Origin of the sequence: Psychrobacter sp. CAM01 (genome assembly GCF_032842965.1) — a bacterium.
In the GTDB taxonomy this organism is placed as follows: Bacteria; Pseudomonadota; Gammaproteobacteria; order Pseudomonadales; family Moraxellaceae; genus Psychrobacter; species Psychrobacter celer.
The window spans coordinates 139273-156314 of sequence record NZ_JAWJBL010000005.1; the positions used below are offsets into that span (position 1 = coordinate 139273).

The 17042-nt window shown below is 49.4% G+C and carries 13 protein-coding genes; 7 read left to right on the forward strand and 6 right to left on the reverse strand.

What is annotated here, in order from left to right:
- Positions 1-127: 127 nt before the first annotated feature.
- Entirely contained in the window at positions 128-1132 is a 1005-nt protein-coding gene (locus tag R0I52_RS02250) for a lipoate--protein ligase (protein ID WP_317052975.1), read from the reverse strand.
- Between the two features lie 139 nt (positions 1133-1271).
- Entirely contained in the window at positions 1272-2879 is a 1608-nt protein-coding gene (locus R0I52_RS02255) for a GMC oxidoreductase (RefSeq protein WP_317052976.1), read from the reverse strand.
- A 317-nt stretch (positions 2880-3196) separates the two neighbouring features.
- On the opposite strand from R0I52_RS02255, the gene trpB reads away from it, so the two are divergent.
- Together trpB and R0I52_RS02265 are read left to right on the forward strand one after the other, a co-directional pair.
- Positions 3197-4471, forward strand: a complete 1275-nt coding sequence (gene trpB, locus R0I52_RS02260) for a tryptophan synthase subunit beta (RefSeq protein WP_317052977.1) — start codon at positions 3197-3199, stop codon at positions 4469-4471.
- A gap of 133 nt (positions 4472-4604) precedes the next feature.
- Entirely contained in the window at positions 4605-5507 is a 903-nt protein-coding gene (locus R0I52_RS02265; RefSeq protein WP_317052978.1) for a DMT family transporter, read from the forward strand.
- A 75-nt stretch (positions 5508-5582) separates the two neighbouring features.
- Here R0I52_RS02265 and R0I52_RS02270 read toward each other — a convergent pair whose 3' ends face one another.
- Complete coding sequence (locus R0I52_RS02270) at positions 5583-6263, reverse strand: hypothetical protein (protein ID WP_317052979.1); 681 nt, start codon at positions 6261-6263, stop codon at positions 5583-5585.
- A gap of 630 nt (positions 6264-6893) precedes the next feature.
- Between R0I52_RS02270 and R0I52_RS02275 the strand changes: the two genes are divergently transcribed.
- Positions 6894-8003, forward strand: a complete 1110-nt coding sequence (locus R0I52_RS02275; protein WP_317052980.1) for an alkene reductase — start codon at positions 6894-6896, stop codon at positions 8001-8003.
- 235 nt (positions 8004-8238) lie between these two features.
- Here the strand turns inward: R0I52_RS02275 and R0I52_RS02280 are convergent, their stop codons facing one another.
- Together R0I52_RS02280 and R0I52_RS02285 are read right to left on the reverse strand one after the other, a co-directional pair.
- Positions 8239-9246, reverse strand: a complete 1008-nt coding sequence (locus R0I52_RS02280) for a pirin family protein (RefSeq protein ID WP_317052981.1) — start codon at positions 9244-9246, stop codon at positions 8239-8241.
- A 202-nt stretch (positions 9247-9448) separates the two neighbouring features.
- Positions 9449-10750, reverse strand: coding sequence for an NAD(P)/FAD-dependent oxidoreductase (locus R0I52_RS02285; protein ID WP_317052982.1), 1302 nt, complete (start codon positions 10748-10750; stop codon positions 9449-9451).
- Positions 10751-11189: 439 nt separating this feature from the next.
- On the opposite strand from R0I52_RS02285, the gene acs reads away from it, so the two are divergent.
- From acs to pgsA, 4 genes are all read left to right on the forward strand, one after another.
- On the forward strand, positions 11190-13151 hold the full coding sequence (acs, locus tag R0I52_RS02290) for an acetate--CoA ligase (protein ID WP_317052983.1): 1962 nt from the start codon (positions 11190-11192) through the stop codon (positions 13149-13151).
- Positions 13152-13362: 211 nt separating this feature from the next.
- A complete protein-coding gene (locus R0I52_RS02295) occupies positions 13363-14574 on the forward strand; it encodes an NAD(P)/FAD-dependent oxidoreductase (protein ID WP_317052984.1) in 1212 nt (403 codons plus the stop codon).
- 73 nt (positions 14575-14647) lie between these two features.
- Positions 14648-15088 (forward strand): MgtC/SapB family protein, encoded by a 441-nt coding sequence (locus R0I52_RS02300; protein WP_317052985.1) that lies wholly within the window; start codon positions 14648-14650, stop codon positions 15086-15088.
- 494 nt (positions 15089-15582) lie between these two features.
- Entirely contained in the window at positions 15583-16263 is a 681-nt protein-coding gene (gene pgsA, locus R0I52_RS02305; RefSeq protein WP_075102629.1) for a CDP-diacylglycerol--glycerol-3-phosphate 3-phosphatidyltransferase, read from the forward strand.
- A gap of 177 nt (positions 16264-16440) precedes the next feature.
- Here pgsA and R0I52_RS02310 read toward each other — a convergent pair whose 3' ends face one another.
- Positions 16441-16935 (reverse strand): pyridoxamine 5'-phosphate oxidase family protein, encoded by a 495-nt coding sequence (locus tag R0I52_RS02310; RefSeq protein ID WP_317052986.1) that lies wholly within the window; start codon positions 16933-16935, stop codon positions 16441-16443.
- Between the last annotated feature and the right edge of the window lie 107 nt (positions 16936-17042).

A 17042-nucleotide genomic window follows, 5' to 3' on the forward strand; every position in this document is an offset into this window, starting at 1 on the left:
ACTTAAGTTTATTTAAAGGTGTAGACTATATGGCAATCTCAGTCGGCGTAAAGTATAGATGCTTTTGAGTAATTGGCTGCAAAAGGAAGTTGAGTCTATGCATTCATTACAGATATCAAGCAAAAACCTAACCTTCCATCTCACTAGTCAGCCACGCAGATACATCGTCTATCTGTGCTGCCAGTTTAGGATGCGCTTGGCCCAGTTCAGCAAGCTTGGCTTTTACTTCATGTCTATCATACTTGATATCAGTCAATGTTTCTTTTAATAGATCAATCAATTCAACGTTTAGCGCATCAGAGAAGATAACCACGTCGCGTATCACTGCTTGCTTGACATCAAGGTGCAAATCAATAATACCCCAATCAAATCGCGTCTCGATATGATGGCTAAATTCAGGCGTCTTACCAAAACGCCAATCCCAATCTGCCATTTGTTGATAGTATTTATTGAGCGCTGGCTGCTTGGCGAGACTGGCTTCATCCAACTCTTCTACTGGCGCGGTATCATTATAATATTCGTAAAACGCTTCGATAATCGCATCCGATAAAATCTCATGATTGATATTCTCATTAAACTCAATCAAGTTTGCCACGCGCGCACGAACCGATTTAATGCCTTTGGCTTTGAGTTTAAGCGGATGGGGGTTGAGATAGTCGCCGAGCTTTTGCATATTGGCATTGACGAGTAATGTCCCATGATGAAAGCTGCGATCGGCGGCATGTTTAAAGGCGCTGCCTGATATTTTCTTATCACCAACTTGCATATCATTACGCCCAGATAAATCCGCCTCTATGCCCAATTTTTTCAGCGCGTTAATAATAATGGTAAAGTTCGCTTCTTGGTCGTAGTCGTTTTTGGGTGATAAAAAGGTAAAGTTGGTATTGCCCAAATCATGAAACACCGCGCCGCCGCCACTCTGCCGCCGCGCCAAAAACACGTTGTCTTCTTCCATTTTGTCAATTTTGCATTCTACCCACGGGTTTTGCGAGCGCCCAATAACCACGGTCTCGCTATTGCGCCATAAGAATAGCGTGTGCGAGTCGGGGTTGAGCGTGTTAAATATCCAATCTTCGGTGGCGAGGTTAAACCAAGGGTTGGTCACGGCAGACTTTAGAATGCGCAGTTTCATTGAGTGTCCTTTTTATTATGAATAGTAGATACGGTTATTGTTGCTGATGTGGGGCGTTAATTCAATGGTGGTGTGGTGGTAGGGTTTTCTATTAACAAGAAGTACTTTTTATACAGCCAACTCCTGAATCTCTAACACCCTACCCAAAATCTTCCCCTAAGATACTCGCCATATTCCGCTCAGCAAGTCCGGTGATAAACACATATGGATTGACGCCGGCGCTACCGGGGATTAACGCACCATCTTGCACGTAGATATTCTCATGCCCTTTGACGCGGCCAATCTCATCAGTCGCCAAGCCGAGCACACAGCCGCCTAATGGATGATAGCAAAAGTCATCACCGAAGCCTTTGGTGAACAGCAAGCTTGACGTCGAGCCGCCATTTACTTTGGCGAGTTTGTCGATCAGCTCTTTAGCGGCATTTACCGAATACTCGTTTTGCTCGCGTTTCCAGTTGAGTTTCACGGTTTTGCTGGCTTTGTCATAATAGTAATTGCCGCGCTCTGGATTGTCGGTGATGGCAAGATATAGCGTCGTCCACGTCTCAAGTCCGAGTGGTAGGGGCGCAAGCTCAGCAAAAATTTTATACTTGGAGCCACCTCTATCGCCGTCCCACATGTTGATGCCCTTGACCGGAATGGTCGATTGGGTGGTGCCAGCCGCGTGGACGAAATTGCGCCCCGTCATGATGTTGCCATTTGGCCCCCAATACTGGCCAATGTGTTTGTTTAGCTTATTCAGTTTGCCTTCGGCTTGGCTTTTGAGCAGTAGCTCTGAGGTGCCGGTACTACCAGCGTTGAGGAACAGTTTGTCGCAAGTGTAATGCTCGATACTAGCAATGTTATCGATGCCGCCTGTGGTATTAAGGACGTGAACTTCTAATCTGAGTTGCTCGTTATCGAGCGCTTGGATGCTATTGACTTTGCGTAAGGTTTTTACCGTGACATTGCCCGTGGCTTCCGCGTCTTTGAGGTAGGTTAAATCAAGTGAGAACTTGCCAGCATTATTGCCGTAGATGACTTCACCGCCGAGTGCCGATTGATAAACCTCACCGCGTGCCTCGCGCTGCATATAGTCAAAGTCGTAGCTATTACCAAAGAATTCGGTTTTCAGTCCTGCTCGCTCAGCTTGGCGTTCAGCCGCGCGGGTAAATTCGTAATGCTCAGACTCATTAAAAAACGATTCGGGGATGTTACTGACTTTCAGGTTTTTCATGGCACGCGGAAAGTAAGTATCGTACATCTCGTCACTATCTATCCAGGGAAAGACGGCTTCAAAATGCGCGCGCCTTGGCTGGATAGCAATCGCGCCATTGACGATGGAGCCGCCGCCGTAGGCGCGTCCGGCGAATACTTTCATCTCATCATACGCAATCAAATCTAACACGCCAGGATATTTCTTAATAGGAATGGGAATCGGAATAGGGGCGTTTGGCATATTGCTAAACCAGCTGGAGCGTTTATCGGCGCTGATCATTTTGCAAAAAGTATCGTGCTCAGGCGTTCTGTCCCAGCGCATGCCCATTTCAAGAATCAGCACTTTATGCCCTTGCTCGCTCAAGCGCAGTGCCGATACCGCGCCGCCGTAGCCACTACCGACGATGATGTTAGGAAAGTGACCCGCTTGGGTGACAGTCGCAGGCAGTTTTGGCTGCTTGGCGAGAGTTTGGCAACCGCTGATGGCTGCAGAGGTGCTGACGGCTCCCAGTCCTAAGCCCATGGCTTTGATAAGTTGACGACGCTGCATAAGTTTCCTGATGGTCTGATTTATCTAATGAACGAGAGTCTAGCAATATTACCTTACTTTATTATTTCTTGGCGACAGTTTGTGCGAAGTCTGCCGTCTCAGTGACATATCGTGCATACAAAAACGGTGCATGACGAGAGGATGGGTCAGTCAAATAGACGATGCGACTTGACCTAGATGACAAGTTGGCTTAGAATTTGTTTCAATGTACTAGAACAAAGATACAACTAAATTTGTTAACCAAGTTTGTTACAGTCAAATCTGTTTTTTAATGAGCAAAATCACGGCGTCACATCAAATAGATATAAGGGTTTACGATGACAACAGAAAATACCGCCAGCAGCCATACCACACGAAACCATAATACAAAAAACGTAACAGACAGCTATGGTCTGCACCAATCCATCTTGCCGAGTAATGATGGGCTGTATGGCGAGTTCGGCGGCAAAATCGCTCATCCTCAGCTGGCTCAAGCCATGAGTGAGATCGAAGCGGGGTTTCGCAACATCATCAAAGACGATGACTTTATCACTGAGATGCAGCGCTTGCGTGAGACGTATGTGGGCAGACCAAGTCCGATATTTCATGCTAGGCGACTAAGCGCACACTGCGGCGGCGCGCAGATTTATTTTAAGCGTGAAGACCTCAATCATACGGGCGCGCACAAGATCAATCACTGCCTAGGTGAAGTCTTACTCGCCAAAAAACTGGGCAAAACCAAAGTCATCGCCGAGACGGGCGCAGGCCAGCATGGGGTAGCACTTGCCACGGCCGCAGCGCTGATGGGCGTGGAGTGCGAGATACACATGGGTGTGGTCGATATCAAAAAGGAACATCCAAACGTCAGCCGTATGCGAATCTTGGGTGCCAATATCGTGTCTGTCTCGCATGGAGCGGGGACGCTAAAAGAAGCGGTCGACAGTGCTTTTGAGACGTATCTCAATGAGCTGGACACCAGTATGTTTGCCATTGGTTCGGCGCTCGGGCCTGCGCCATATCCAGAGATCGTCAGCTACTTTCAGTCAGTGATTGGCCGTGAGGCACGCGTACAGTTTTTGGACGCTACTGGAAAACTGCCTGACAAAGTGGTCGCTTGTGTCGGAGGCGGCTCCAATGCCATTGGTCTTTTTAGCGGGTTTTTGGGTGATGACAGCGTAGAAAAAATAGGGGTCGAGCCTGCTGGCGAGGGGTTGGAGACAGCCAATCATGCCGCCACCATGACACTTGGAGTCAAAGGCGAGATTCATGGGTTTAAATGCTACGTGCTACTCGATAAAGACGGCGAGCCTGCGTCTGTGCATTCGATCGCCTCTGGTCTCGACTACCCAGGTGTCGGCCCGCAGCACTCACTCTTGAAGGACAACAATCTGGCCACTTATGAGTCAGCGACAGATGCAGAGTGCCTAGAGGCATTTATGGCGCTATCGCGGCTTGAAGGTATTATCCCTGCCTTAGAGACGGCGCACGCGATCGCTTATGCCATGCGAGTCGCCAAAGACATGTCGCCTGATGAGACGATTTTGGTCAATCTATCAGGGCGCGGTGACAAAGATATTGATTTTGTCTTAGACAAAGTGGATTTGTCAAAATAGCAATCAGATGTCGATATTTAATCGCTACTTACGCTATGTTCAATACGTCCTAAGCTGTTATCATTGCCATGTTTTATCACATGGCATTTTTTATGACTGCTAAGGCAGTCTCAGCGCTAACTAGGACGAACCCATGAGCAAACGCGATCTCATTATTTTTATCACGCTGTCGTTTATGTGGTCGCTGTCGTTTGTGTTTTATCGCATTGGCGTGCCTGAATTTGGCTCATTAGCATTTGCCAGCCTGCGGGTGATATTTGCTGGGCTGGTGATGCTGGCGTTTGTCATGGTCAATAAGAAAAACCGTGACGGTCTGCGCGATCATTGGCAGCTGCTGGCGCTGGTTGGTATTTTTTCTGCGGCTCTGCCGTTTGTGTTGTTTTCTTTTTCTGCTCAGTCAGTCAACGCAGGGGTGTTGGCGGTGCTCAATGCCTCTGTGCCGATGATGAGCGGCTTTATCGCTAGTACTTTTTTTAAAGACCGGCTGTCCAAAAGACAAGTGCTGGGCTTGGTCATCGGTGTGATCGGAGTCGCTATTTTGATGAGCGAAAGCTTGTTTGCTGGCGGTGCCTCAGAGGCCGGATTGGCTAACGGTTTGCTGCCAATGGGCTATGCGCTACTTGCCTGCGTCGGCTATGCAGTTGGGGCCAATATCACCCGTCATTATTTATATAATGTCTCACCCGTGGCCATCACTGCAGGCTCGCTGATCATTGCCAGTATTTTGATGCTGCCTGTGGCTTTTTATGCGTTTCCTTATGATCAGAGCATCAGCGCCAAGGCGTGGGTGTCGGTGGTTTGTATAGGTGTCTTTTCTACAGCGATTGCCCTCATCTTTATGAACCAATTGATTAAAAACATCGGACCGACGCGGGCGACGAGCATCACTTTGGTGATTCCGATTTTTGCCATTATCTTGGGCTATGTGCTGCTGGGCGAGGCGCTAGATACCCGTGCCATCATTGGCTCGGTGGTGATATTAGTCGGCACTTATCTGTCGCTTGAGTTGTCGGTTAAAAAACTGCTGAAATCCTAAACTCGCGCAGGCCATCTCATCGCTGAAAGGTAAAGATTTGCAGCCAAATACTATGTCAAGCCTGCGGCGGTGTGGTTAATTTACGCCTCCAACCATGATCGGCTGAATAGGGAAGGTAATGATTTCAAAGGCTTTGGCAAGAAGCATCAGCGTCTTTAGCCTTTTTTCTTCTGCCAACGTGGTGTCTGGCTGATAATGATAAAACGTCAGGGCGATTGGCTGCGCAAAACGGTAAGGCAGCGTCTCGCTATTGTTTATGGCCGGTGCTACCGTGACAGGCAGCCGCCGCAAGGTTTTTGTACAGCGGGTCATGCCGCCAGCAAAGCCATCGTGACACGTAAAGCCAGCGTCCTCAAGCTGATCCGTTTCACCGGCGGCGAGCTGCTGCGTCGGTTTTTCATACCATAGTCTCAAAGCCATACAGCCCTGCACTGAGGGGCAGCCGCTTCCACCAACTCTTATCGCAAAGTGCGGCGTGTCTTTTGTTGGCATAGGTTTAAAGGAAAAATACGCCAGATCGACGTGATCGAGTATAGCTGTCAGCTCAGGGTCTTGGTTTGCGCTCTGTACCAAATAGCTGTGTTTTTCCCCTGCAAACACAATCGCATTATCCACGCCCTCCATAGGCGCGCTGAGCTTGCCAACGGCGATGAGTCTATCGGTCATCTGCTCGTCCGCCACCCATTTTGCATCTTCTTGTCGCATTAGCTGATAGTCGAGCTTTTCTGTCGCAAGACAGCCACTCAAGGCCAACATAAGCCCTACACTGCAAACTGCTGGCAAGTGTTTTTTTGCAAGATGTTTTCGATACTTTGTTTGGGGTGCTTCGGTTGGCGTTTGCATGTTTTTTCTCTGTTTGATCGGTGTTTTTGATACATTAAATACGCGATGTTGCCACTACTTAATACGAATAAAACACCGCCTATTATTGGATGACGGCGTTGCTTTTATATTGACAAATGTTAGCTTTCGCTATTTAATCGAGAGACACACAAGCTAGGGATAGGATATAGGGCGCAGGGCAGTATGGTACGCGTCATTGTGACATATTTAGCCGAGGTGTTATCGTCATATCATTGTGCATGATTGGCTGCGTCGATTTGCTGCATGGATGGCAGGACAAGGGGCAGGATAGATAAAGACCAGAGGTGTTTTTGTTTGTAACGCTTGCTTGAATAAATCCATCCGCTCCCTATAAAGGTAACGGTCGTTCAATATGACTTTTTATGCCTTTATTCGGTCGCAGCGCACCGATACCATAATAAGTATGTATAACAAAGCATTGAGCGGCTTGATAGCGATGTATCTGATTTATTTAGCGTCGACTATAGGCAGCAGTATAATAACGAACATTCACCAATCACGACAAATACCATAGGACACAATATGGCACACGATAATTTATTTGAACCTGTCAAAATGGGCAGCCAAACACTCAAAAACCGTATCATTATGGCACCTCTGACCCGTCTGCGCGCAGTCGAGCCAGGCGATGTGCCGACCGCATTGGCAGGCGAGTATTATTCGCAGCGCGCAGGGGCAGGGCTGGTCATCACCGAAGCGACGCAGGTGTCCTTTCAGGCCAAAGGCTATGCTGGCGCGCCTGGTATTCATACGCCAGATCAAGTCACCGCATGGAAAGCTGTGGTCGATAATGTCCATGCCAAAGGCGGCAAAATCGTCGTGCAGCTGTGGCACACAGGACTGGTCGCGCACAAAAGCGTGCAGCCAGATGGGCAAGCACCGATCTCCGCCTCCGATGTCAAGGTCGGCGCTCGAACCTCACTGCGTGATAGCAACGAGCAAGCGATCCGTGTGGAGGCCACGCCGCCGCGTCCAGCGACACTAGATGAGATACAGCAGGTGATCAAAGACTTTGCGCAAGCGACAAAAAATGCCAAAGACGCGGGGTTTGATGGGGTAGAGATTCATGGCGCTCATGGTTATCTGCTGCATCAGTTTTGGGTTGAGCAAACCAATAAGCGCGAAGATGCGTATGGTGGTAGCCGCGAAAACCGCGCGCGTTTGACGCTCGATGTCATTGATGCCTGTATCGATGCATGGGACGCCGATCATGTCGGTATTCGTGTGTCACCGCAAGGCTCGTTTAATGGCGTAGATGCGGGCTACGATGAAGACGATAATATTTGGCTGATCGAGCAGATCAATGCGCGCGGCCTGATGTACCTGCATATCTCAGAGCCTGACTGGGCGGGTGGCACGCCTTATACCAAAGGCTTCCGCCAGCGTATCCGCACAGCGTTCGACAACATGATTATCGCAGCTGGCGGCTATACTGCCGAAAAAGCGTCGCAAAATATTCAGGCCGGCTACATCGATGCGGTGGCATTTGGTCGCGACTATATTGCCAACCCCGACTTGGCCGAGCGTATCCGCCAAGCAGCGCCGCTTAATGAGCAGCATCCGCAGACTTTTTATGGTGGCGGCAGTGAAGGCTATACTGACTATGCGTTTTTGGCTAAAAAACAAGCCTAATGTAGCGATGATTAACTTTAAATCTTAAGCGTTAAAAAGCCGCTTTACATCTTTGTAAAGCGGCTTTTTTATGAGAAATTCGATGTTAGGGCTTCGATATTTGTTAATTTTGACAGACCTTTTAGTAGGGCTGTTCCTCATTTTTGGCCCATTTAGATGGCTATAGATTGAATTGAGATATGTCCTAGTATCGACGATATAGCGGTTATTAATATAGCGGCTACTGATACAGAGGTCATTGCCCAAAACGACCTGCTTGATAATCACGCAAGGTTTGATGTAGCTCCTCTTTGGTGTTCATGACAAAGGCTCCGTGGGCTGCTACAGGCTCGCCGATAGGTTCGCCGCTAAGTAGCAGCAGTTTGGCAGAAGTTTCGACAGGCGTTTTTTTGATAGGCGCTTTTATGGAAGTAGCGGCCAGCTCGTCAGTGTGAGCGGCGAGAAGGCACAGCTCAATACGGTCATGAGTTGCCACTTGCTCCGCCGCCATCTCAGCGCAGTGCTGGGTTGGCGCGGCAAACTGTATCAAATGACCCGCACTGATGGCAGTGCCATTCACCAGCACCTCGCCTTCTTGTACCAGCAGGAGCACATTGTGGGTATTAGGGAGCTGTAGCGTCGTTGTGCCTGTATGATGTAGCACGATGTCCCAGAGGTTGATGGGCGTAAAGGTGCTGGCCGCCCCTTTGATGCCTTGCCAATCACCAGCGATAATCGCCGCTGTGCCAATCGCTGTTTGATGATTACTATCTGCTGTCAGCGTCACCACCGGCATGTCGGCGCGCTTGATGCTCTGATATCTTGGCGCTGTTAGTTTATGAGCGCTCGGCAGATTGACCCACAGCTGTACCATGCTAAAGAGCCCGCCGCGCGCACCAAACGCCTCAGAGTGAAACTCCTCATGCGTGATTCCGCGCCCTGTGGTCATCCACTGGGCATCACCTGCCAAAATATCGCCGCGACCGCCGGTCGAGTCAGCGTGGCTGATCTCACCTGCATACGCGACAGTCACTGCCTCAAAGCCTTTGTGCGGGTGTTGTCCGATGCCGTGCGGCTTGGTCTGATAATGAGGGTTTGGGGCAAAGGTGGTCGGCTGGCCATAGTCAAATAACAAAAACGGGTCAGTATGGCGATAGTTAATGTCGGAGTCATCATCCAAATGGTTGATTAAGGTTTTTACATAAAAACCATCACCTATCCAGTGCGGCGCTTTGTCACCATGAATATGTTTGATCGGACGCATGTATCACCTCATAATATAGTATATGGCTTATGCAGCATAACGGCAGCCAAGCGTCAGATGCCTCAATGTAGTATTATCTTACTGTATATTCAAAATAACACATATTATGCTTGTTTGAGTCATTATCTCACTGACGCAAGATTGGTTGGGTTTTTTGCACAGAGCAGGAGCAGTGAAGGCATGAGAATGCGGCTTATACCACTTATACTACCTCGCCGCATACATGGCCACTGGCCCACGCCCACTGAAAATTATAGCCGCCCAGCCAGCCGGTGACGTCTAACACCTCACCGATAAAATATAAGCCCTCTTGCAAATTGCTTTGCATGGTCTTTGATGATACCTCGTCGGTGGTCACCCCGCCGCGCGTGACCTCGGCGGTGCGGTAGCCCTCGGTGCCAGAGGGTTTGAGTTGCCAGCCGTTGAGCGCCGCGCCCAGCTCCAGTAGTCGCTCGTCCTTGATATTGGCAAGCTCGGTTTCTTTGATGTCATCCCACAGATGCGCTTGTAGGGCGGAGAGCAGTTTTTTGGGTAGCGGGCTGGTGGTATGATCAGCCAAAACGGTACGAACCAGCTGGCGTGGATGGGATTTTTTGTGAGCAAGCAGGAGCGCAGTCATATCAGTATCTGGCAGCAGGTTGATACGGATGGTTTCTCCAGTATGCCAATAGTTTGAAAGCTGAAGCATGGCAGGGCCTGAGAGCCCGCGATGAGTAAATAGTAGCGGTAGTCTAAAGGAGATGCGCTCATTGCTGGCAATTACCGGTAGGCTGATGCCTGCCAGTGAGCGGATAAGCTCGCCAGTCTGGTCGGTAAAGGTAAAAGGCACGAGGCTGGCATCGGTTGCCACCAGCGTATGACCAAACTGCTGCGCCAGCTCATAGCCAAGCCCGCTGGCACCCATCGTCGGAATCGACAAGCCGCCCGTTGCCACCACCAGCGACTCACAGCGGTAAGTGGTTTGTGGCAACGTCGGCGAGCTTGTGGCCTCTTTTCTTGCTTGCTTTTCTTTTTTACTCAGCGACTTGCTGGTGCGTAATTCAAAGCGTGCATGGTTGGCACTATCGATCGGTTTTACGCCATCAATCTGTGTACTAAGCTTGATATGCACACCGGCTGCCGTGCACTCATCTAGCAGCATGGTCACGATGTCTTGGGCTGAGTCGTCACAAAACAGCTGACCGTGCTCGCGCTCATGATAGGGGATATGGTGCGCCGCTACCATACCGATAAACTCCCAATTGGAATAACGACTCAAGGCCGATTTACAAAAGTGCGGATTGTCGCCGATAAAATGGCTCGGCTCGACGACATAGTTGGTAAAATTGCAGCGTCCGCCCCCCGACATGAGGATTTTCTTGCCTGCTTTATTGGCATGGTCGAGCACCAGCACGCGGCGACCACGGCGACCAGCGGTAAGCGCACAGTATAGACCGGATGCGCCCGCACCGATGATGATGACGTCGTAATGGGTAGAGTGGGAAGCGGGACGATGGTGACTCATGGGGATCTCATAAATAGAAAGGGGTGGGGGATGCGCGTGACGTCTACATTAGCCCAGATAAAGGGAAGCCTAGATACAGGGTAACGCAAATAAAGGGAAGCTAAACAGGTTAAGTGCGTAACAACAGCCAAAAACCCTCATCGGCGAAAAAAAGCCAATATAAGCGCGTGTCATCACCGCTGGCGTGTAGCTATTGTCCATATTTCATATCAGGTTACAAGGATTAAATGTAATGGTGCAGTCGCGCGCCAGCGATAAGCAAGTATACGGCTGTACAGTGAAATTGTTATGAATGGCCGTTGATGCCTTGCAACCGTCCCGCTTATTTGTCAAACTAACACAGAGTGTCACACATTATGGAAGATGACTCTTATTGCTTGTACAGGCAGCCGTGCGCGGCGGTTTGTGCGAGTCATAATAATTAAAAAGGATGAATACTATGACGCAAAAATCATTTCCTGTTACAGACGACTTTCTTGCCGCCGCCAATACCAGCGCGGAGCAATACCAAACAGACTACCAACAATCTATCGAATCTCCTGAGAGTAATGATGCCTTTTGGGCGCAGCGTGCCGAGCTGGTCGATTGGATAAAAAAACCCACCAAAATCAGCGACGTCAACTATGATTTGGACGATTTTCGTATCAAATGGTTTGAAGACGGTCAGCTTAATGTCTCTGTCAACTGTCTCGATCGTCATCTAAAGACTCATCCTTACAAGCCTGCCATCATTTGGGAAGGCGATCACCCGTCGCAGCATAAAATTATCTCATTTAAAGAGCTGCATGAAGAAGTCTGCCGGCTGGGCAATGCACTGCGCAAGCTGGGTGTCGAAAAAGGCGATCGAGTGACCCTATATATGCCGATGATACCAGAGGCGATGATCGGTATGCTGGCCTGTACCCGCATCGGCGCAGTACACTCTGTGGTGTTTGGCGGTTTTTCTGCTGAGAGCTTGGGCAATCGCTTGGTCGATAGTCGCTCCAAAGTCATCATTACCGCAGACGAAGGCGTGCGCGGCAATAAACACACTCCGCTAAAAGCCAACGTCGATCGGGCGTTGGACATGGATGGCACCGACACGGTCACCAACGTCGTCGTCGTACACCGTACTGGTAACTCAGTACCGATGAGTGGCCGCCGCGACATTTGGTACCATACCTTAATCGATGGCGAGTCTGAGCATTGCGAGCCTGAGGTGATGAATGCCGAAGACCCGTTGTTTTTATTATACACCTCAGGCTCCACGGGTAAGCCCAAAGGCGTGCTGCACACCACAGGTGGCTATCTGACGTATGCCGTCTCAACTTTCCGTGACGTGTTTGATGTCAAAGACGATGACGTCTATTGGTGTACGGCGGATGTCGGCTGGGTGACGGGGCACACTTATACCACTTATGCACCCCTTGCCAATGGTACAACGACCGTGATGTTTGAGGGAGTACCTGAGTATCCAACGTGGGCGCGCATTGGTCATATCATTGATAAACATGACGTGACGATTTTGTATACAGCGCCGACAGCGATTCGAGCGATGATGAAAGAGGGCGATGCCTTTGTCCGTGAGTCGGATCGCTCCAGCCTACGCCTGCTGGGTACGGTCGGTGAGCCAATCAATCCAGAGGCTTGGGACTGGTATTATCATATCGTTGGTAGTGGCACATGCCCCATCGTCGATACATGGTGGCAGACTGAAACAGGCGGTATTCTCATGGCTCCCATACCAGGTACGGTCGCACCCAAACCAGGGGCGGCGATGAACCCGCTATACGGTATCAAGCCAGAGATTGTCAATAGTGATGGCGAGGTTTTAGAAGGCGCTGCCGAAGGCAATCTGGCAATTAAGAGCAGCTGGCCGGGGCAGATGCGTACGATTTATAACGACCATGAGCGTTTTTTGAAGACCTATTTTAGTGAGTACCCAGGTTATTACTTTACAGGGGACGGCGCGCAGCGCGACGAAGATGGACACTACTGGATCACCGGCCGTGTCGATGATGTGCTCAATGTCTCAGGCCATCGCTTAGGCACAGCGGAGATCGAAAGCGCGGTGGTGGCGCATCCAGCAACCGCGGAGGCGGCCATCGTCGGTATGCCGCATGATATACGCGGTATGGGGGTCTGTGCTTTTATTATTCTAAAATCTGGCGAGGCGGCCACAGAGTCGCTAAAAGCCGAGCTAAATCGCCACGTGCGTACAGAGATTGGTCCGATTGCCAATCTTGATGCTATCTATATCGTCGATGCACTGCCCAAAACCCGCTCAGGCAAGATCATGCGCCGTATCTTGCGTAATTTGGCTGCAGGGCAGTATGTGGGCTTGGGCGACTTATCCACGCTTGCCGACAGTTCAGTGATCAATCAGCTGGTTGAGGTGGTCAAGGCGGAACGCGGTGAGTAAGCGGGTAAATAAATAGTAATCATAGTATCAACAATAAAAAAAGCCATGTTATCGACGGTAGCATGGCTTTTTTACGTAGATGATATTGATATCAGCAGGTTTTAAGGGTTCAATAGCTTTTATGAGCCTCGCTATCTGCACAAGACTGCCTGCACATGCTGGCTTACACACATTATTTTTTGATCAAAACACCACAAGGCCGACTGTCATTATGTCTGAGTACACACTTTACTCTTGTCATCCTGCCGATACCGCCGCACCGACCATCGCCATCATCGGTGGCGGGTTGACGGGACTGTTTACCGCCACTTTGTTGGAGCGTGCGTTTGGTCACACGCCTGCTACCCAGCCAATGCCGCAGCTGATGATTTTTGAAAAATCTAGCGGCGTGGGGCGTTTGGCCACCCGATATCGCCGCGATAGCCAAACGCATAAAAACTGGCAATGGGCGTTTGGGGCGCAGTTTTTTACCGCAAAGACCGCCAGCTTTCAGCAGTTTATAGCGCCATGGCTCGACATGGATATGATACAGCCGTGGTGTGCCAACGTGGTCGAGCTGACCACTGCTCATACGACGGGTCAGCGGCCATCTATCATAAAAAAAGAGCGCTGGAATACCGAGCAAGCCCGCTATATCAGTACCCCAAAGATGACCAGTTGGGGGCGCGCGCTGGCAGACGAGCTACAGCACACCACCATGCGCTTGCAAACCCGTGTGGCACCACTGGCGCAATACGCTGAGCCAACAGCTGATGAAAGTAAGCAACAAACTAAACAAAAAACCGAGCTGTTTGATGAAGTAGGCCATAGTCTTGGGCTATTTGACTGGGTGATCTGCACCGCGCCAAACGCGCAAGCGGCCGAGCTGATGGCTGGCAGTGGCTTTGACAAACAAGAGAGTATCAGCGCCATCAAGATGCAAGCTTGCTACACGCTGATGCTTGGCTGGGATGAAGGGCAGGCGCTTCCAGCGGCGCTGACGGATGCAGACAGTGGCGGGTGGGACGTCGCTTATATCAATGATTCGATCATCGATAGGATATTTATAGAGCAGCGAAAACCTGCCCATGAAACGCTGCTACCGAGTATCACCATCCATGCCCGCAACGACTGGTCCGAGCAGCAGGTCGATGAAGAGATAGAGCCTGTACAAGCTGCACTCTTGACAGCAGCGCAGCATGCCTTGGGTTGGGATAATGCCTGTGCTCCCACACAGATCGACTGTCATCGCTGGCGCTATGCCGCGACGTGCACCGATGCGCAAACCTTCGCCCAAGGCGTACTCATTGATGCGTCTCGTCAATGGATCGTCAGTGGCGACTGGTGCGGGCAAGGCAATATCGAGAGCTGCTATCACATGGCGCAGCAGACGGCTGAGGTGATCTGCGCCGCGCTTGCAGGGCAGTGTGTTGCTACCCCTTGATAATGACAGAGGGCATTTATAATAATCGGCGCTGGGCGGGAGGCCCGTTGGTAATATCCATGGAGGAGATACTATGTTTGGATTCGATATAGACTTAGACCTCATGCAGTACCACTTTTTCCAATTGGGTATTGCCTTTATTTTATCGTTGCCGATTGCGCTCAACCGCGAGATGAAAGATAACGGCGCGGGGCTGAGGACGTTTCCGCTAGTGACGATTGCCTCTTGTGCATTTATGCTGGTGGGTATGGATATCTATGAGTCAGCAGGTGAGGCGAGGATCATGTATGCCATCATCACGGGTATGGGCTTTATCGGTGGCGGGGCGATATTTAAAAACGAGATGGGCTCAAAAGGCACCGCCACGGCTGCCAGCTTATGGAACACGGGTGCAATCGGTATTTCGGTGGCCTATGGTCGCTATGAGATTGCCATTATCCTGTCTGCAGTTGGTTTTTTTATTTTACAGTTTTCTGAGCCCTTTAAGAGCGATAGCGAAAAAGGCGCTCCATAATCTGCTGTGGAAAATTTACCAGATAAAAAAAGCCCACAGAGGAGGTACTGTGGGCTGAGGAAAACTGGACAGGTAGCAAGATGGCGCTACAAGGCAGTGGTGGTATCTTGTTGTTATTATGCGGTTATTGCGCGCTTTCATGGATATGTATGACATTAGGTGCATCAGTAGTACGCTTAAATGTGCTGTAGATGACCATTTTGGTTTTTGTTTAAAAAAATACCTCTTGTCCTTACTACTATACCTATTAAGATTAGGGCAATTATAATCCGTTCAATAGGCAGATATATTTACTTACATATTTAAGTGTACAAGTGTTTTCGTTTGCATGGCTATCATAACGCAACTGATGGTGATTTGGCTACGATTTGGCGATTTTGGTTACATGACATTACGTTTTATCTTTGGGGGCAGTATAAGAGATGGCATGACGGCTTGCCCGAAAAGTGCTAAGCTATCTGCCATTATTATGTCTATATAAAGCTGGGTTTGCCATGACTGAGAGTACGCATTTGCATACGCAGGAACCGCCAAGTAAGCAAAATACCAAAAGTATTTTTAACTTGCCAAACAATCTGACCATTGCTCGTATCCTAATGATTCCGCTGTTTGTAGCGATTGCTTATTGGCCGCCAGCAATGGGGATTGGCATGCCTGCCATCTCAGATAATGTCATCGCGCGGGTAGGAATGAGTGAGTTTAGCGATAGCTTATTGCGCCATTTATTATTGACGGGTGTGTTTATCTTAGCGGCGATTACCGATTGGCTCGATGGTTACTTTGCTCGTAAGCTCAATGTCACCTCGGCCTTTGGCCGATTTTTGGATCCGGTCGCTGATAAACTGATGGTGGCGGCGGCTTTGATAATCCTCGTACAGTGGCACCCAAATATCATTATGGCCATCGCAGCGATTGTGATTATCTCGCGTGAAATCGCGGTATCGGCGCTACGTGAATGGATGGCTGAGCTGGGCAAAAGCACCAGTGTGGCGGTCTCTTATGTCGGTAAGCTCAAGACCACTTTTCAGATGGTGGCGATTACCGTACTGCTGCTAAACTGGGAGTCGCTTGAAACCATCGGCTACGCGCTTATGGTAGCCGCCGTGGTTTTGACGCTATGGTCGATGATGATTTATCTAAAAGCGGCGTGGCCTTATCTTAAACAAAACGGTTGATATTTAACCCTGTCTATAAAGGCATCTACCGGTCAAAGACCCTAGTTTTTAATACTCGATATCAGCACCTAATATTTAACACCTAATACCAAGCAAAAAACGCCAGTCGCATCAGCCACTGGCGTTTTTTTACTATGGTTATCGCTTATATTTATACTTCTTATAGTGCGATTGCCTTTATAGCGTTACTGAGTTGTTTTCCCCCAGATTGGTCGCTTTTTTGCCTTCCGTTACCGCAGCGGTGGTCATCTTAAACATATTGACCACTGAGCTACCACTGAGCCAATATTCAGCACCATGTGGTACGACTTTGATGAGCTGGACATTTGGGTCTTCTTTGCCTTGCTCGTAGAATGCATTATAAATCGGCGACCATAGCTCATCGAGCTTTTCTTGGTCTTCGACCAGCTCGGCTTTACCATTGATCGAGACATAGTTTTTGGCATCTTGGCTGACATAAGCCAAGTTCACTTGTGGGTTTCTTTCGATGTCTTTGACGGTTTCGGTGGTTTTATCACCGATAAACCAAATCTCTTTGGCACCGATACTGGTTTCGCTGGTGGTCATCGGGCAGGCATGCAGATGGTCTTCATGCGTACGGGTGGTCATCATGGCAAATTTGACGTCTTTTACCAATTCTTGCACTTTATCGATATGGTCTTGTCTACTCATAGGGATTTCCTTTTCTTTATAGTTTGTTAGGGTCGTAGATTGTTGTTATTTGATGGTGATGTCGATTGGCTTTGAGCAAAGGCTTTGGGTAAAAATATAAAAACCTT